The following is a 15427-nucleotide window of genomic DNA, read 5'->3' on the forward strand; positions in this document are numbered from 1 at the left end:
GTGACACCGTGTGCTGCGGCGCCGGGCTTTGGCTTCGGTGGGGCTTGCGGCACACTAGTGGCCTTCCTGCTTACCGTTGCCTTTCCCCATGAAAATCGTCGAAGTGCGCCATCCGCTGGTGCAGCACAAGATCGGCCTGATGCGCGATGCGTCCCTGAGCACCAAGGATTTCCGCGAACTGGCCAACGAGCTCGGCGGCCTGCTGGCCTACGAGGCCACCGCCGACCTGGACACCGAAGCCCATACCATGGACGGCTGGGCCGGTCCGGTGACGGTGCAGCGCATTGCCGGGGCCAAGATCACCGTGGTGCCGATCCTGCGTGCCGGGCTGGGCATGCTCAGCGGCGTGCTGTCGCTGATCCCGGCTGCGCGGGTCAGCGTGGTGGGCCTGCAGCGCGATGAGGAAACCCTGCAGCCGGTGCCCTACTTCGAGCGCCTGACCGGTCGCCTGGAAGAGCGCGATGCGCTGATCCTGGACCCGATGCTGGCCACCGGCGGCACCCTGATCGCCACCATCGACATGCTCAAGCGCGCGGGCGCGCGCCGCATCAAGGGCATTTTCCTGGTGGCTGCGCCGGAGGGCATCGCCGCCGTGCAGGCCGTGCACCCGGACGTGGAGATCTTCACCGCCGCCATCGATGCCCAGCTCAACGAAAAGGGCTACATCCTGCCGGGCCTGGGCGATGCCGGTGATCGCATCTTCGGTACCCGCGTGGTCGGTTGATCCACGCGTTGGCTGGCGGCCTGCGCGGCCGCCGGCTTCTTCACGCGGCCTGCTCAGGGCGAGGCAGAAGCTGCGCGCAACCCTACCCGTGCGTGGAGTGTTGCCATGAAGACTGTGTCCCTGCTGGCCTGCCTGCTGCTGATCGGCAGCCCCGTCCTGGCCCATGCCGCTACCCCGCAGCAGCAGCGCATGGCCGACTGTTCGGCCAAGAACAAGGGCAAGACCGGCGAGGCCTACAAGTCCGCGCAGAAGGCCTGCCTGAGCGGGCCGGCACCGGTGGCGACCACGCCGCAGGAACGCATGAAAACCTGCAATGCCGATGCCGCCGCGAAGAAGCTGGCCGGCGATGCGCGCAAGACCTTCATGAGCGGGTGTCTTAAGGCGCATTGAGGGTCGCGCCGGGTTGTACCCGGTGCTCGGATGGGGTGCCGTGCCGACCAACGGTCGGCACCTACCGGTGCGCTTGGACGGACGCTCCCACGGTGGTGCCGGCCGCTGGCCGGCTCTTCATGAACCTCGGACGCGTAACGTGGAGCCCCGGACGCATAACGTGGAGCCGGCCAGCGGCCGGCACTACCATGACGTGCCGACCAACGGTCGGCACCTACCGGCGTTGCGGGGTGTGTCACGCCAGCGCGCGGGCCTTCAGTTCGCCCTGCTCGTGGACGGTGCCGAACCGGCCCTTGTCGTCGCGCACCACCTGCGCCAGCGCGCACTGCGGGTCGTGGGTAAAGAACAGGTGCACGTTGCGCGCGAGTTTGTCTTCCAGGAAGCTGCGCTTCTCGTCGATCAGCAGTTCGGCGTTGCGGTCGTAGCCCATGGTGATCGGCACGTGCACCCACGACCGGCCCGGAATCAGGTCGGCGCAGAACACCACCCCGCCACGCGCCTGGCCATCGACCTGCTCGGGGCCGACGATTTCGGCCAGCATCAGGCCCGGGGTATGCCCGTCGCTGAAGCTGAAGCGCACGCTGTTGCCCAGCGCCTTGGAGTACGGGCCGTCCACGATCTCCAGCCGCCCGCTGGCCTGCAGCAGGCCGGGCAGTTCGGGAATGAAGCTGGCGCGGTCACGCGGGTGCGGGTGCAGCGCACGCTGCCAGTGCTCGGCGCCTACCAGGAAGGTGGCATTGGGGAACAGCAGCTCCAGCTCGCGCCCTTCGCTCCACTGCGCCAGCAGGCCACCGGCGTGGTCGAAATGCAGGTGGCTGAGCACCACCACGTCGATATCCTCGTGCTCGAAACCCGCCTCGCGCAGCGATTCCATCAGTACGTGGCGCGGTTCCTGCACGCCGTAGCGGTCGCGCAGTTTGGGCTCGAAGAACGCGCCGATACCGGTCTCGAACAACACCGTCTTGCCGGCCAGCGGGCTGGCCAGCAGGGCGCGGCACGCCAGCTCGATCCGGTTGAGATCATCCGGTGCCGCCCATTTTTCCCAGACCGCGCGCGGCGCATTGCCGAACATCGCACCGCCGTCGAGCTTCTGTGAGTTACCGCGTATCGACCATAGTTTCATGCGCAAATTATCCGGCGCGGCGCGTTAAATATTCGCTAGGCGCATCGGTTCACACAACGAAAAACCCCGCCGGCAGGCGGGGTTTTCGCGGGATCGGGTGACGCCGGCTCAGCGCGCGGCGGCAGGCGTTACCGCCGCACTGCCCACCGGATTGCGCGGGTCGCTGCCGCCACTGAGCACGTTCGCCTTGCGGTCCCACTCCACGGTCTGCAGGTTGCCCCACACATGGCTGGAGCCACGGCCGCCCTCGGCGCTGTCGCCGGGCAGCTCGATCTTGTGGCCCATCGCCTGCAGCTGCTTGATCGTGTCCACCGACAGCGCGCCGGTTTCGGCCGAGATCTCGTCGGGCAGCCACTGGTGGTGGTAGCGCGGCAAGGCGGCTACCTGCTGTGCAGTCAGGCCGTCGTCGTAGCCCAGGATGCCCAGCAGCACCATGGTGATGATGCGGCTGCCGCCCGGGGTGCCCAGCACCACCACCTTGTCGGACGATTCCATGAAGGTGGGGGTCATCGAGCTGAGCATGCGCTTGCCCGGCTTGGGCGCGTTGGCCGCATAGCCCATCACGCCGAACGCATTGGGCGTGCCCGGCTTCAGCGCGAAATCGTCCATTTCGTTGTTGAGCAGCACGCCGGTGCCCTTGGGAATCAGGCCCGAGCCGTACAGCAGGTTCACCGTCTGGGTAGCGCCCACGCGGTTGCCATCGCGGTCGATGATCGAGAAGTGCGTGGTTTCGTCGTCTTCCAGCGGGGTCGGGTTGCCCGACAGCAGGTCGCTCGGGGTGGCCTTCTCCGGGTGGATGGTGGCGCGCAGGCCCTGGGCGTAGTCCTTGCTGGTCAGCACTTTCTGCGGAATCTGCACGAAGTCCGGGTCGCCCAGGAAGAACGTGCGGTCGCGGTAGGCGCGGCGCATCGCTTCCACCACCAGGTGGGTGCGGTGGGCCTGGTCCATCGCTTTGAGATCCCAGCCTTCCAGGATCTGCAGCATCGATGCCAACGCGATGCCACCGGACGACGGCGGCGAGGCGGTGGTGATGGTCCAGTCGCGGTACTTGAACACGATCGGTTCGCGCAGCTTGACCCGGTAGCCGGCCAGCTCGTCGGCGGTCCACGTGCCGCCGGCCTGCTTCACGCCGGCCAGCAGCGCCTTGCCGGTCTGACCGCGGTAGAAGCCGTCGAAGCCCTTGTCGGCCAACCGCTCCAGCGTGGCAGCCAGTTCGGGCTGGCGGAACAGGTCGCCCTCGGCGATCGGCTTGCCGTTGCGCAGGTACACCTCGCGCGTGCCGGGGTAGCGCTCCATCACTTCGCGGCGTGATGCATAGCCCTTGGCCATGCGGGCATACACCGGGAACCCGTCACTGGCGATCCGCATCGCCGGGCCCAGCGAGGTGCGCAGCGGCAGCTTGCCGTGCTTGGACGACAGCTCCACCAGCGCCGCCGGCAGGCCGGGGATGCCGGCCGACCACGGGCCGTTGACCGAGCGGTCGCGGTCAAGTTCGCCCTTGCTGTCCAGGAAGGCGGCCTCGGTGCCGGCCTGCGGCGCGGTTTCGCGCGCATCCAGCATCACATCCTTGCCGGTCCGGGCATCATGCAGCAGGAAGAACCCGCCGCCGCCCAACCCCGAGCTGATCGGCTCGACCACCGCCAGGGTGGACGACACCGCCACCGCCGCATCGAATGCATTGCCGCCCTTGGCCAGGATTTCCATGCCGGCCTCGGTGGCCAGGTGGTGGCCGCTGGCAATGGCCGCGCCGTCCGGATGGCTGGCCAGGGAACCCTGTACGGGTGCGGCGGACCATGCCACCGGGGACCACAACAGGACGAGCAGCAACCAACGACGCGACAACATGTTCATTCGGATGGGGGCTCCGCATAAAGTTCGGGATGGTCGCGCTGCAGCCCGAACAACTTGGCCAGCAGGGCGTCCTGGGTTTCCGGGATGTCCGGATCGGGATCGATGCATTCGACCGGGCAGACGACCACGCACTGGGGTTCGTCGAAATGTCCCACGCACTCGGTGCAGCGGGCCGGATCGATCACGTAGATGGTTTCACCCATCGAGATGGCCTGATTGGGACAGGCTGGCTCACACACGTCACAGTTGACGCAGAGCTCATTGATTTTCAGCGACATGGCGTTACTCCACGCCCGCGCCGGCGGATGAAGACCGACCAGCGCATACGCGCCGGCCGGTCATCGGCGGCTTCCTCGCAGAAGCCGCCCGGGCCACGCGGGACGCGCGGCCGCCACTGCACGGGTTACTTGGCTTCTACGAAGATGTACTCGGCGCCGGTCGGCTGGATGATGGACTGCACGCGGGCGTTGTCAGCGGCCTTGCCGATGAACACCACGCGCACGTTCTTCATCGAGTCCGCCGGCACATCCTTGAACACGGCCTGGATCATGTCGGCCATCTTCGAGGAGGCCGACGAACCGAAGGCCAGCATGTTGCCCGGCTGGATGCCGCGGGCGACGGCCTGGGTGGCGCTCTCGACCTGACGCTCGTACTTGGCGGCGAACTCCGGGTCCGATTCCGGGGACAGGTAGTACAGGAACGGGCTGTTGGTGATGTTGCCCATGTTCTGCACGGCCACGGCCTGCAGGTACTTCTTCCAGCCGGCGTCGTCATTGGCGTCCGGGGCGACCAGCGCCTGCTGGGCTTCGGCAACCGGAGCAGCCTCTTCCTTCTTGCAGGCGGTGAAGGCCAGCGCGAACGACGCGATCAACATGGCACGCATGGTGTTGTTCATGGAATTCCTCCCTTGGTGATTCTTGGTATGTGTGGATCTGACAGGTGTTTACGACGGGCCCGACTTCGCTTCACGGACCTTGCGCAGCGCCTCGAGAACCGAGGCGGGCACGAAGCCGGACACGTCGCCGCCCAGGCGGGCGATCTCGCGGACCAGCGAAGACGAAATGAAGCTGTGCTGCTCGGCCGGGGTCAGGAACAGGGTCTCGACCTCCGGGATCAGGTGACGGTTCATGCTCGCCATCTGGAATTCGTACTCGAAATCGGACACCGCGCGCAGCCCGCGCAGCAGCACCCCGCCCTGCACCGAGCGCACGAAATGCGCCAGCAGGGTATCGAAGCCGATGACCTCGACGTTGCGGTTGTGGCCCAGCGCATCGCGCGCCAGCTGCACGCGCAGCTCCAGCGGCAGCGTCGGGCCCTTGGACGGGCTCTGCGCCACGCCAACCACGACCTTCTCGAACAGCGGCGCGGCCCGGTTCACCAGGTCGATGTGACCGTTGGTGATCGGATCGAAGGTGCCCGGGTAAACGGCAATGCGGCGGTTGGCCACGGTCATACGTCAGCTACACGTTGTGATCTGGTGAAAGTGTAGCAGTGGCGCGGCGGTACAGGGCAAAACGCACCTCCCGGGTCCCGCCCTCGCGGTGCAGCAGCCACGGCGCGGGCACCCGCGGCGCCTGCTCGGCCGGTGCCTCCAGGTACAGCCAGGCATCGGCGGCCAGATGCGGCCCCAGCCCCGCCAGCACCTGATCCCACAGCCCGGCCGCGAACGGCGGGTCCACGAACACGATATCGGCCTGCCCCGCCGGCGGCTGCGCCAGCCACTGCAGCGCATCGGCCTGCACCACCGCCACCTGCCCCTGCGCGCCCAGCTTGGCTACCGATTCGCGCAGCTGCCGGGCCAATCCGGCATCACGCTCGACCAGCGTCGCCTGCCCGGCCCCACGCGACACCGCCTCCAGCCCCAGCGCCCCGCTGCCGGCAAACAGGTCCAGCACCCGCGCGCCGCCAATCCGCGGCATCAGCCAGTTGAACAACGTCTCCCGGACCCGGTCGCTGCTGGGTCGCAGCCCCGGCGACAGCGGCACCGGCAACTTCGTCCCGCGCCATTTGCCGCCGATGATCCGCACCTGGCCCACGGCCGCCGCCACCGGCAGGCGCGGCTTCATGCGCGGCTCCAGAAGGAAAGAGCGGACGGGTCGAACGGGCGGGAACAGGTCATGGGCACGAAGATCAGGCGATTCAGGGCGCCATTCTAGGCGGTCCGGCCACCGTCTCCACCACGAGTACCGATTCCAGAACGACGAGCAGCCACGCATGGCGTGGCTCTACCGGCCGCTACCAACATCCCTGCCCCGGAACGAAAATCAGCCACGCGTGGCGTGGCTCTACCCGCGTCACTCGGAACGTCTGCCAGAGGCCGGTGGGGATGCGGTCCCGGGACCGTTGGGCAACATGGATGTTGCCCACGAGGCTCCAGGGACGGATTTACGCCGTGTCCCGGGACCGCATCCCCACCGGCCTCCTACGCAAACAGGTAGGCGCCGAGATTTTGGCTTCATGCTCTGGCTTCATGCTTCGGCTTCGGCTTCGGCTTCGGCCTCGGCTCCTGCCCCCGCTCTTGAAAACCACCCCCACCACCCCTACCCCTTGAGCCAGCCGCCGCGCCGGGCGCGGCATCGTCCAAGGAGCATCGTCACCGTGACCGAGCAGACCCAAAAACAAACCCTGGGCTTCCAGACCGAAGTCAAACAGCTGCTGCAGCTGATGATCCACTCGCTGTACTCCAACAAGGAAATCTTCCTTCGCGAGCTCATCTCCAACGCCGCCGATGCCTCCGACAAACTGCGCTTTGAAGCGCTGACCCAGCCGGCCCTGCTCGAAAACGACGGCGACCTGCGCATCCGCGTCAGCTTCGATGCCGACGCCCACACCCTCACCATCGACGACAACGGCATCGGCATGAGCCGCGAGGATGCCATCGCGCACCTCGGCACCATCGCCAAGTCCGGCACCGGTGACTTCCTGCGCCAGCTCTCCGGCGACCAGAAGAAAGACTCCCAGCTCATCGGCCAGTTCGGCGTCGGCTTCTACAGCGCCTTCATCGTCGCCGACCAGGTCGACGTCTACTCCCGCCGTGCCGGCCTGCCCGCCAGCGAGGGCGTGCACTGGTCCTCGCGCGGTGAAGGCGAGTTCGACGTCGAACCCATCGACAAGCCCGAGCGCGGCACCCGCATCGTCCTGCACCTCAAGGACGACCAGCACGACTTCGCCGATGGCTGGCGCCTGCGCGGCATCATCAAGAAGTACTCCGACCATATCGGCCTGCCGATCCAGATGGTCAAGGAACACCACGGCGACAACGCCCCGGCCGAGGTTGAATGGGAAACCGTCAACCGCGCCAGCGCCCTGTGGACCCGCCCGCGCACCGAGATCAGCGACGCCGAGTACCAGGAGTTCTACAAGCACGCCGCCCACGACCACCAGGATGCCCTGGCGTGGAGCCACAACAAGGTCGAAGGCAAGCTCGAGTACACCTCGCTGCTGTACGTGCCCGGCCACGCCCCGTTCGACCTGTACCACCGCGACGCGCCCAAGGGCCTGAAGCTCTACGTGCAGCGCGTGTTCGTCATGGACCAGGCCGAACAGTTCCTGCCGATGTACCTGCGTTTCATCAAGGGCGTGGTCGATTCCAACGACCTGTCGCTGAACGTCTCGCGCGAAATCCTGCAGTCCGGCCCGGTCATCGACTCCATGAAGTCGGCCCTGACCAAGCGCTCGCTGGACATGCTGGAGAAGCTGGCCACCGACAAGCCCGACGTCTACGCCGGCTTCTGGAAGCAGTTCGGCCAGGTGCTCAAGGAAGGCCCCGCCGAAGACTTCAACAACCGCGAAAAGATCGCCGGCCTGCTGCGCTTCGCCTCCACCCATGACGCCAGCGGCGAGCAGAGCGTGTCGCTGGCCGATTACGTGGGCCGCATGATCGAGGGCCAGGACAAGATCTACTACCTGACCGGCGACAGCTACACCCAGGTCAAGGACAGCCCGCACCTGGAAGTGTTCCGCAAGAAGGGCATCGAAGTGCTGTTGTTCACCGACCGCATCGACGAATGGCTGATGGGGTACCTGACCGAGTTCGATGGCAAGTCGTTCGTCGACGTCGCCCGCGGCGACCTGGACCTGGGCGCGCTGGAAAGCGCCGAGGACAAGCAGGCCCAGGAAGAGGCCGCCAAGGACAAGCAGGGCCTGGTCGACCGCATCAAGGCCGCGCTGGGCGAGGATGTCGCCGACGTGCGCGTGTCGCACCGTCTCACCGATTCCCCGGCGATCCTGGCCATCGGCGAACAGGACCTGGGCCTGCAGATGCGCCAGATCCTGGAAGCCAGCGGCCAGAAGGTGCCCGACAGCAAGCCGGTGTTCGAGTTCAACCCCGGCCACCCACTGATCGGCAAGCTGGACCAGGAAGCCGACAGCACCCGCTTCGACGACCTCAGCCGCGTGCTGTTCGAACAGGCCGCACTGGCTGCCGGTGACACGCTGAAGGACCCGGCCGCCTACGTGCGCCGGCTCAACAAGCTGCTGCTGGAATTGTCGGCGTAAGGCGACGGATGCTGGATGGAGCGTGCCGACCAACGGTCGGCACCTACCGGTGGAGCGGATCGATGTCGGGTCGGCCGCGTGGCCGGCATTGCGTACCGGCAATGCAATTCTGGGGGTCCGTGCCGACCAACGGTCGGCACCTACCGGTGGAGCGGATCGATGTCGGGTCGGCCGCGTGGCCGACCGGATGTCGCCGGTAGATGTCGACCGTTGGTCGGCATTGCCTGGACGCAACCGCGCCGTCGGCCGGCACTACCGGCTGTGGTGGTCCGGGGTCAGGCGCGCTCGTCCAGTAACGCGCCCAGCATCTGGTCGCTGCGGCGAATCAACGTGGCGTTGGCCGCAAACGTCAGCACCGCCTCTTTCGCGGCGAGCAGGTCCGACACCGGCGCAGCCGGATCGGGCGCCGCTTCGACCAGGCTGGCGTCCACCCCGCCGCCGGCCACTGCGGTCTGGGTCACGCCGGTCCGGGTGGCCTCGGCTACCGGCAGGCGCGCCACGTTCGACGCGGCCGCCTGCACCCCGAGTGTGGCGGCGCGCAGGCCCGCGCTGGCAATGGACATCACGTTCACGGTTCGGCACTCCACGAGGTACAGCTGCGTCCGCATGACGCAGTGCTTCACAGCCGTTAGCGGCTGCCGCGGCGCTGGCTTTAGCTACGGCAGCCGACCAACGGTCGGCTCTACCGGTTGGCTCTACGGCAGCCGACCAACGGTCGGCTCTACCGGTTGACTCTGCGGTAGCCGACCAACGGTCGGCTCTACCCGGTTGGCTCTGCGGCAGCCGACCAACGGTCGGCTCTACCCGGTTGGCTCTGCGGGAGCCGACCAACGGTCGGCTCTACCCGGTTGGTTCTGCGGTAGCCGACCAACGGTCGGCTCTACCCGGTTGGTTCTGCGGTAGCCGACCAACGGTCGGCTCTACCGGGCCGATCTACCGGTTGGGTCTACCTGGTGGTGGGTGGTGGCCGGTAGAGCCGACCGTTGGTCGGCTGCCCGCAGCAATGCTGCACCACCCACGTTCGCACTGCCTTCCAAGGGTGCAGTGGTAGCATATCCCCCTGATTTCAGCGCCGAATCCAATGCTCAGTTTCTTCCGTCGCAAAAAGACCCAGGACGCTCCCCAGGACGCGCCCAAGACCCAGCACTATTCGGCCGAAGAACTGGCCGCGGCGTTCCCGCAGGCCAGCCAGGATGGCCCGTCGGCGCCGACGCCGATCGAGGCACCTGCTGCCGAGGTGCCTGCTGCTGAGGTGCCCGCCGCTCTCGTGCCGGCTGCCGAGACGCCTGCGGCCGAGGCACCCGTTGCGCCGCCCGTCGCGCCGCTGCCGCCGGTTGTGCCTGCTGCCACCGTCGCGCCAGCACCGGTCACGCCCGAAGCACCGGTCGCCGCCCCTGTGGCCGCACCTGCCGTGGTTCCGGTCGCCGTGCCCGACACGGCCGCCACCGTGGCGCCCGCCGTTGCCGCACCGACCACCCCGGCCCCGCTGGTGGTGGCCGAACCCATCGCCGCGCCTTTGCCGCCGCCGGTACTAGTGGCCAACCAGATCACCCAGGAAGCCGCGCAGCCGCTGGCCACCGAACCCGGTGAAGGCACCGCTGCCGCAGCGCCGGGCAAGCTGGGCTGGCGCGACCGCCTGCGCAACAGCGTCATCGCGCGCAGTTTCGGCGGCCTGTTCTCGCGCAATCCCAAGCTCGATGACGACCTGCTGGACGAACTGGAAACCGCGCTGATCACCGCCGATGTCGGCGTGGGCGCCACCACCGCGCTGGTGGAGGGCCTGCGCAAGCGCATGAAGGCGCGCGAATTCGCCGATGCCAACGCGCTGCTGGCTGCGCTGCGCAGCGACCTGATCGCCATCCTGCAACCGGTCTCCAAGCCGCTGGTCATCGACCGCAGCGCCAAGCCGTTCGTGGTCCTCACCGTCGGCGTCAACGGCGTGGGCAAGACCACCACCATCGGCAAGCTGGCCAAACGCTTCAAGGACGATGGCCACAGCCTGATGCTGGCTGCCGGCGATACGTTCCGTGCCGCCGCCGTGGCCCAGCTGCAGATCTGGGGCGAACGCAACGGTGTAACCGTGGTCGCCCAGGGCCAGAACGCCGATGCCGCCTCGGTGGCATTCGATGCCCTGCAGGCCGGCAAGGCCCGTGGCACCGAAGTGCTGATCGCCGACACCGCCGGCCGCCTGCACACCCAGGGCGGGCTGATGAACGAACTGGGCAAGATCCGCCGCGTACTGGGCAAGATCGACCCGGCGGCACCGCACGAGGTGCTGATGGTGATCGATGGCACCACCGGGCAGAACGCGCTGTCGCAGCTGCGCCAGTTCCATGCCGCGGTCAACGTGACCGGGCTGGTGGTGACCAAGCTGGACGGCACCGCCAAGGGCGGCGTGGTGTTCGCGCTGGCCCGCGAGTTCGGCATTCCGATCCGCTTCGCCGGCATCGGCGAGCGCCCGGAAGACCTGCGCGTGTTCGACCCGGAAGCCTTCGTCGACGCATTGCTGCCCGAAGCGCTGGGCAGCTGATCCAACGGCGCGGTGGGCGTACGTCCCGCGCGCCCCCGGTGAATGCATCGCCGCACCCGGGTTGGTAGAGCCACCCCATGGGTGGCTGTATCGCACAGGATGCGTCGTCGGCAGTTTGCGCTGCCCCGCCCGGATAGAGCAGCCACCCATCGGGTGGCTCTACCCCCGTCCAGGAATCCCCATGCCACGCCAGCCCACTGCCAGCGCCCCTGTCCCCGCCGACGATGCCTTCGTCGCGCGGCTGCTGCCGTGGTTCGACGGGCATGGCCGGCACGACCTGCCGTGGCAGCATCCGCGCTCGCCGTACCGGGTGTGGTTGTCGGAAATCATGCTGCAGCAGACCCAGGTCGGCACGGTCATTCCGTACTTCCTGGCCTTCCTGCGCGTGTTCCCCACCCTGCCCGACCTCGCCGCGGCCAGCAACGATGCGGTGATGGCGCAGTGGGCCGGGCTGGGCTACTACGCCCGCGCCCGCAACCTGCATGCGGCCGCGCAGCGCTGCGTTGAACGGCACGATGGCGCGCTGCCGCGCGATGTCGAGGCCTTGAACGCGCTGCCCGGCATCGGCCGCAGCACCGCCGCGGCGATCCTGAGCCAGGCGTGGAACGACCGTTTTGCGATCCTCGACGGCAACGTCAAGCGGGTACTGACGCGCTACCACGGCATTGACGGGTTCCCCGGCCTGCCCAAGGTGGAGAAGGTGCTGTGGGACCTCGCCGACGCGCACGTGGCGCATGTGCCCGACGCGCGCATGGCCGACTACACACAGGCGCAGATGGACCTGGGCGCCACCGTCTGCACCCGCAGCCGGCCGGCCTGCGTGATCTGCCCGCTGCAGGCGGACTGCGTGGCGCGCCGCGAAGGCCGCACCGATCAGCTGCCCACGCCCAAGCCCACCAAGACCCTGCCCGAACGCGAGGCCACCGCGCTGCTGCTGCGCGACGGCCACGGCCGCGTGCTGCTGCAGAAGCGCCCGGATACCGGGATCTGGGCGCAACTGTGGACGCTGCCGCAGGCTGACACCGGCAGTGATCTGCAGGACTGGTTCGATGCCCACGTGACCGGTTCGCTGGACGACGCCGAGGTGCTGCCCGTGTTGGAGCACACCTTCAGCCACTACCGGCTGCACCTGCAGGTGCTGGTGCAGCGCGTGGACGGCCTGCAGCGCGATGACCCGTCGCTGCGCTGGGTAGCCGCCGCCGACCTGCCCAGCCTCGGCCTGCCTGCGCCGATCCGCAAGCTGCTGGACACCGGCGCGCCGCCGGCCCGGCCCAAGCGCCGTACAATGCGGGGCGCACCACCTTCACCCGAGTCCGAGTAAGCCATGCCCCGCACCGTTTTCTGCCAGTACGAACAACGCGACACCGAAGGCCTGGACTTCGTGCCCTACCCCGGCGAGCTGGGCCAGCGCATCTTCAATGGCATCGGCAAGAGCGCCTGGAGCGCCTGGCTGGCGCACCAGACCATGCTGATCAACGAAAACCGGCTGTCGCCGCGCGATCCCAAGCACCGTGCTTTCCTGGAAACCGAGCTGGTGAAATACCTGTTCGAGAAGGATGCCGAAAAGCCGGCAGGATTCGTTCCCGAAGCGTGATTGCGGCCTGCCGACCAACGGTCGGCAGCTGCCGGGATAGCCTGCCGACCAACGGTCGGCAGCTACCGGGCTCCTCGGCAGGACCTTTGCCCGCTACTTCGCCGGTACGTCCTGGGCGTCCTGGCGCTCCTGCACCTGCGCCTGGCGCAGCTCCTTCTCGGTCGAACGCAAGGCCTGGACATCCAGCTTGCGGATGCTGCCGATGAAGCACGGCAGGGTGGGCCCCGGCGTCGGGTCACGCACCAGCACCTTGTCGAACCGCGACGACACCCGCCCCATCTGGCTGGTCAGGCCGATGGCCGTGGCGTAGTCCAGGCCCTGGCACGGACCGCGCAGTTCCAGCAGATACGCCTCACTGGGGCGGGTCCAGACCGCCAGCGCACTGTCGCCCAGTTCGGTCCAGCCATTCAATGATCCGAAGTACTGCAGGCTGTCCTGTGGCGGACCGGCATGGGCCCGGTACAGCTCCAGCCGCTGTTGGCTGGACAGGCGCCCGGTGGTGGCGCACGCCACCAGGGCAAGGCACAGCGCAGCCGCTCCGATCAGGGTTTTCATGGCACCACCTTCAAGGATGAACATGCCGATGATGCACCTGTCGGGTGAGGCCGGCGAGACGCCCGCGCCGGCCATTCAGCGGCCAGCTCAGACCTCGCTGCTGGCCAGTTCGTGCAGGCGCCCTTCGCGCAGCTCCAGCACGCGGTCCAGCTTGCGCGCCAGGCTGCGGTCGTGGGTCACCAGCACCAGGCTGGTGTGGTGCGCGCGGTTGAGTTCGAGCATCAGTTCGAACACCGTCGCGGCCGTCTTGTCGTCCAGGTTGCCGGTGGGTTCGTCGCCCAGCACGCAGGCCGGCTTGTTGACCAGCGCGCGCGCCACGGCCGCACGCTGACGTTCGCCGCCGGACAGTTCGCCCGGCTTGTGTTCCAGGCGGTGGCCCAGCCCCACCGATTCCAGCAACGCAGTCGCCCGCGCACGCGCCTCGGCCACCTGCGGTCCACCGCGAACGAAGGCGGTGGCACCGTTGACGATGCTGGCCAGCGTCGTGCCGATCACGCCGAAGCCGGCGTACATCAAGCGCTGCGACAACGGCGAGCGCATCGGCGTGAGCAGGATCGGCATCATCACGTTTTCCAGCGCGGTGAATTCCGGCAACAGGTGATGGAACTGGTACACAAAGCCCAGCGCGCGGTTGCGCAGCTCACCGCGCTGGCCGTCGGACAGGCCGGACATGCGCTGGCCGCCCACATACACCTCGCCGGCGGTGGGCGTGTCCAGCCCGCCCAGCAGGTGAAGCAGGGTGCTTTTGCCAGCGCCGGAGGCACCGATGATCGCCACCGTCTCACCGGCACTGACGCTCAGGTCCAGGCCATTGAAGACATGGGTCTGCATGCGGCCTTCGGCGTACACCTTGGCCAGCGACTGGGCGCGGATCACTTCGTCGCCGCGGTTGATCACGTTATTCATAACGCAGGGCCTCCGCCGGCTGGGTGCGGGCAGCACGCCACGCGGGGTACAGGGTCGCCAGGAAGCTCATGACAAGCGCGGTGATGGTGATGATGACAATGTCCGGGGCCTGCATGTCGGTGGGCAGGCCGGTGATGTAGTAGACGTCTTCAGGCAACAGCTTGATGTTGAACACCGTCTCGATCGCGCCGAGGATGCGTTCCAGGTTCAAGGTCAGGGTGATGCCGCCGATCACGCCGGCGACGGTGCCGATGATGCCGATCAACGAGCCCTGCACCATGAACACCTGCATTACTCCGCCCGGGGTCAGGCCGAGGGTACGCAGGATGGCGATATCGGCCTGCTTGTCGGTCACCAGCATCACCTGCGACGACACCAGGTTGAACGCGCCCATGGCGATGATCAGCGAGAGCAGGATGCCCATCACCACTTTTTCCATGCGCAGCGAGTGGTACAGATTGGCGTTCTGCTGGGTCCAGTCACTGACCCGGTACGCGCCGCCCAGGCTGTGGGCCAGGTCCACGCCAACGTCCAGCGCCTTGTCCATGTCATGCAGCTTGAGCCGCACGCCGGTCACCCCGTCCATGCGCAGCACGCGTTCCATGTCGGCCATGTTGGCAAACGCCACGCCCTTGTCGATCTCGTTGTAGCCGGCCTCGAAGATGCCGCTGACGGTGAAGCGCTTCAGACGCGGCATCGCGCCGACCGGGGTGCCCTGCACTTCGGCCAGGGTCACCAGCACGGTGTCACCGACATTCACGCCCAGCCAGATCGCCAGTTCCTTGCCCACCAGCAGGTTGTAGCTGCCCGGGGTGAGGCTGTCGAAACTGCCCTTGACCAGCTTCTGGTTGATCACCGACACGCCCGGCTCCAGCGCCGGGTCGATGCCCTGCACGATCGCACCCTGCACGCGCGGACCGCTGAGCATGGCCTGGATCTCGATGTACGGCGCGGCGCCGGCCACGCGCGGATCCTTTTTGGCCGCATCCACCGCACGCTGCCAGTCCGACATCGGCGCGCCATCGCTGGTGATGGTGGTATGGGCGGTCATCTGCAGCAGGCGGTCGCGGATTTCCTTCTGGAAGCCGCTCATCACGGCCAGCGTGGTAATCAGCACGGTCACGCCCAGCGCGATGCCGAGGATGGAGGCCATCGAGATGAAGGAGATGAAGCCGTTGCGGCGCTTGGCGCGCAGATAGCGCAGACCGATTGAAACAGGTATGGGTTTGAACATGCAGGTGCGCCGGACAATTCAGG

At 67.5% G+C, this 15427-nt stretch carries 16 protein-coding genes; 6 read left to right on the forward strand and 10 right to left on the reverse strand.

Annotated features, from left to right (window positions below):
* Positions 1-88 precede the first annotated feature (88 nt).
* Together upp and AC1DCJ_RS01135 are read left to right on the forward strand one after the other, a co-directional pair.
* Positions 89-724, forward strand: a complete 636-nt coding sequence (gene upp / locus AC1DCJ_RS01130) for a uracil phosphoribosyltransferase (protein ID WP_141058702.1) — start codon at positions 89-91, stop codon at positions 722-724.
* A 105-nt stretch (positions 725-829) separates the two neighbouring features.
* A complete protein-coding gene (locus AC1DCJ_RS01135; RefSeq protein WP_478069898.1) occupies positions 830-1114 on the forward strand; it encodes a PsiF family protein in 285 nt (94 codons plus the stop codon).
* A gap of 235 nt (positions 1115-1349) precedes the next feature.
* Here the strand turns inward: AC1DCJ_RS01135 and AC1DCJ_RS01140 are convergent, their stop codons facing one another.
* The 6 genes from AC1DCJ_RS01140 to rsmD all read right to left on the reverse strand — a co-directional run bounded on the left by AC1DCJ_RS01140 (position 1350) and on the right by rsmD (position 6154).
* A complete protein-coding gene (locus tag AC1DCJ_RS01140; RefSeq protein ID WP_038689015.1) occupies positions 1350-2237 on the reverse strand; it encodes an MBL fold metallo-hydrolase in 888 nt (295 codons plus the stop codon).
* A 108-nt stretch (positions 2238-2345) separates the two neighbouring features.
* Positions 2346-4088 carry a gamma-glutamyltransferase gene (gene ggt / locus AC1DCJ_RS01145; protein WP_478069899.1) on the reverse strand — a complete coding sequence of 581 codons (1743 nt, stop codon included), beginning with the start codon at positions 4086-4088 and terminating at the stop codon, positions 2346-2348.
* The gene (locus AC1DCJ_RS01150) at positions 4085-4366 is read right to left on the reverse strand and encodes a YfhL family 4Fe-4S dicluster ferredoxin (protein ID WP_038689019.1); all 282 of its coding nucleotides are present in this window, start codon (positions 4364-4366) and stop codon (positions 4085-4087) included. Before AC1DCJ_RS01150 ends, ggt begins: the two co-directional genes overlap by 4 nt.
* Before the next feature lie 125 nt (positions 4367-4491).
* The gene (locus AC1DCJ_RS01155) at positions 4492-4983 is read right to left on the reverse strand and encodes a hypothetical protein (protein WP_038689021.1); all 492 of its coding nucleotides are present in this window, start codon (positions 4981-4983) and stop codon (positions 4492-4494) included.
* 48 nt (positions 4984-5031) lie between these two features.
* Positions 5032-5541, reverse strand: a complete 510-nt coding sequence (gene coaD / locus AC1DCJ_RS01160; protein ID WP_038689023.1) for a pantetheine-phosphate adenylyltransferase — start codon at positions 5539-5541, stop codon at positions 5032-5034.
* Positions 5542-5548: 7 nt separating this feature from the next.
* The gene (rsmD, locus tag AC1DCJ_RS01165; RefSeq protein ID WP_478069900.1) at positions 5549-6154 is read right to left on the reverse strand and encodes a 16S rRNA (guanine(966)-N(2))-methyltransferase RsmD; all 606 of its coding nucleotides are present in this window, start codon (positions 6152-6154) and stop codon (positions 5549-5551) included.
* A gap of 532 nt (positions 6155-6686) precedes the next feature.
* Here rsmD and htpG point away from each other — a divergent pair.
* The gene (gene htpG, locus AC1DCJ_RS01170) at positions 6687-8585 is read left to right on the forward strand and encodes a molecular chaperone HtpG (RefSeq protein WP_478069901.1); all 1899 of its coding nucleotides are present in this window, start codon (positions 6687-6689) and stop codon (positions 8583-8585) included.
* A gap of 275 nt (positions 8586-8860) precedes the next feature.
* Here the strand turns inward: htpG and AC1DCJ_RS01175 are convergent, their stop codons facing one another.
* Positions 8861-9148, reverse strand: a complete 288-nt coding sequence (locus AC1DCJ_RS01175; RefSeq protein ID WP_478070117.1) for a hypothetical protein — start codon at positions 9146-9148, stop codon at positions 8861-8863.
* 518 nt (positions 9149-9666) lie between these two features.
* On the opposite strand from AC1DCJ_RS01175, the gene ftsY reads away from it, so the two are divergent.
* The 3 genes from ftsY (at position 9667) to AC1DCJ_RS01190 (ending at position 12709) form a co-directional block, all read left to right on the forward strand.
* Positions 9667-11115: a signal recognition particle-docking protein FtsY gene (ftsY, locus tag AC1DCJ_RS01180; protein WP_478069902.1), complete on the forward strand. Its 1449-nt coding sequence runs from the start codon at positions 9667-9669 to the stop codon at positions 11113-11115.
* 181 nt (positions 11116-11296) lie between these two features.
* Positions 11297-12436 (forward strand): A/G-specific adenine glycosylase, encoded by a 1140-nt coding sequence (gene mutY / locus AC1DCJ_RS01185; protein ID WP_478069903.1) that lies wholly within the window; start codon positions 11297-11299, stop codon positions 12434-12436.
* Between the two features lie 3 nt (positions 12437-12439).
* The gene (locus AC1DCJ_RS01190) at positions 12440-12709 is read left to right on the forward strand and encodes an oxidative damage protection protein (RefSeq protein WP_038689032.1); all 270 of its coding nucleotides are present in this window, start codon (positions 12440-12442) and stop codon (positions 12707-12709) included.
* Positions 12710-12802: 93 nt separating this feature from the next.
* Here AC1DCJ_RS01190 and AC1DCJ_RS01195 read toward each other — a convergent pair whose 3' ends face one another.
* The 3 genes from AC1DCJ_RS01195 to AC1DCJ_RS01205 form a co-directional block, all read right to left on the reverse strand.
* A complete protein-coding gene (locus AC1DCJ_RS01195; RefSeq protein ID WP_428711797.1) occupies positions 12803-13264 on the reverse strand; it encodes a DUF6491 family protein in 462 nt (153 codons plus the stop codon).
* Positions 13265-13351: 87 nt separating this feature from the next.
* Positions 13352-14170, reverse strand: coding sequence for an ATP-binding cassette domain-containing protein (locus AC1DCJ_RS01200; protein WP_137189176.1), 819 nt, complete (start codon positions 14168-14170; stop codon positions 13352-13354).
* Positions 14163-15404: a lipoprotein-releasing ABC transporter permease subunit gene (locus tag AC1DCJ_RS01205; protein ID WP_478069904.1), complete on the reverse strand. Its 1242-nt coding sequence runs from the start codon at positions 15402-15404 to the stop codon at positions 14163-14165. Before AC1DCJ_RS01205 ends, AC1DCJ_RS01200 begins: the two co-directional genes overlap by 8 nt.
* Between the last annotated feature and the right edge of the window lie 23 nt (positions 15405-15427).

It is taken from the genome of Stenotrophomonas sp. 10N36, assembly GCF_056395005.1.

Excerpts from the sequence above, each read along its gene's own strand:
- upp (WP_141058702.1), top strand. The coding sequence starts at position 89 with ATGAAAATCGTCGAAGTGCGCCATCCGCTGGTGCAGCACAAGATCGGC.
- AC1DCJ_RS01135 (WP_478069898.1), top strand. The coding sequence starts at position 830 with ATGAAGACTGTGTCCCTGCTGGCCTGCCTGCTGCTGATCGGCAGCCCC.
- AC1DCJ_RS01140 (WP_038689015.1), bottom strand. The coding sequence starts at position 2,237 with ATGAAACTATGGTCGATACGCGGTAACTCACAGAAGCTCGACGGCGGT.
- ggt (WP_478069899.1), bottom strand. The coding sequence starts at position 4,088 with ATGAACATGTTGTCGCGTCGTTGGTTGCTGCTCGTCCTGTTGTGGTCC.
- AC1DCJ_RS01150 (WP_038689019.1), bottom strand. The coding sequence starts at position 4,366 with ATGTCGCTGAAAATCAATGAGCTCTGCGTCAACTGTGACGTGTGTGAG.
- AC1DCJ_RS01155 (WP_038689021.1), bottom strand. The coding sequence starts at position 4,983 with ATGAACAACACCATGCGTGCCATGTTGATCGCGTCGTTCGCGCTGGCC.
- coaD (WP_038689023.1), bottom strand. The coding sequence starts at position 5,541 with ATGACCGTGGCCAACCGCCGCATTGCCGTTTACCCGGGCACCTTCGAT.
- rsmD (WP_478069900.1), bottom strand. The coding sequence starts at position 6,154 with ATGAAGCCGCGCCTGCCGGTGGCGGCGGCCGTGGGCCAGGTGCGGATC.
- AC1DCJ_RS01175 (WP_478070117.1), bottom strand. The coding sequence starts at position 9,148 with ATGTCCATTGCCAGCGCGGGCCTGCGCGCCGCCACACTCGGGGTGCAG.
- ftsY (WP_478069902.1), top strand. The coding sequence starts at position 9,667 with ATGCTCAGTTTCTTCCGTCGCAAAAAGACCCAGGACGCTCCCCAGGAC.
- mutY (WP_478069903.1), top strand. The coding sequence starts at position 11,297 with ATGCCACGCCAGCCCACTGCCAGCGCCCCTGTCCCCGCCGACGATGCC.
- AC1DCJ_RS01190 (WP_038689032.1), top strand. The coding sequence starts at position 12,440 with ATGCCCCGCACCGTTTTCTGCCAGTACGAACAACGCGACACCGAAGGC.
- AC1DCJ_RS01195 (WP_428711797.1), bottom strand. The coding sequence starts at position 13,264 with ATGAAAACCCTGATCGGAGCGGCTGCGCTGTGCCTTGCCCTGGTGGCG.
- AC1DCJ_RS01200 (WP_137189176.1), bottom strand. The coding sequence starts at position 14,170 with ATGAATAACGTGATCAACCGCGGCGACGAAGTGATCCGCGCCCAGTCG.
- AC1DCJ_RS01205 (WP_478069904.1), bottom strand. The coding sequence starts at position 15,404 with ATGTTCAAACCCATACCTGTTTCAATCGGTCTGCGCTATCTGCGCGCC.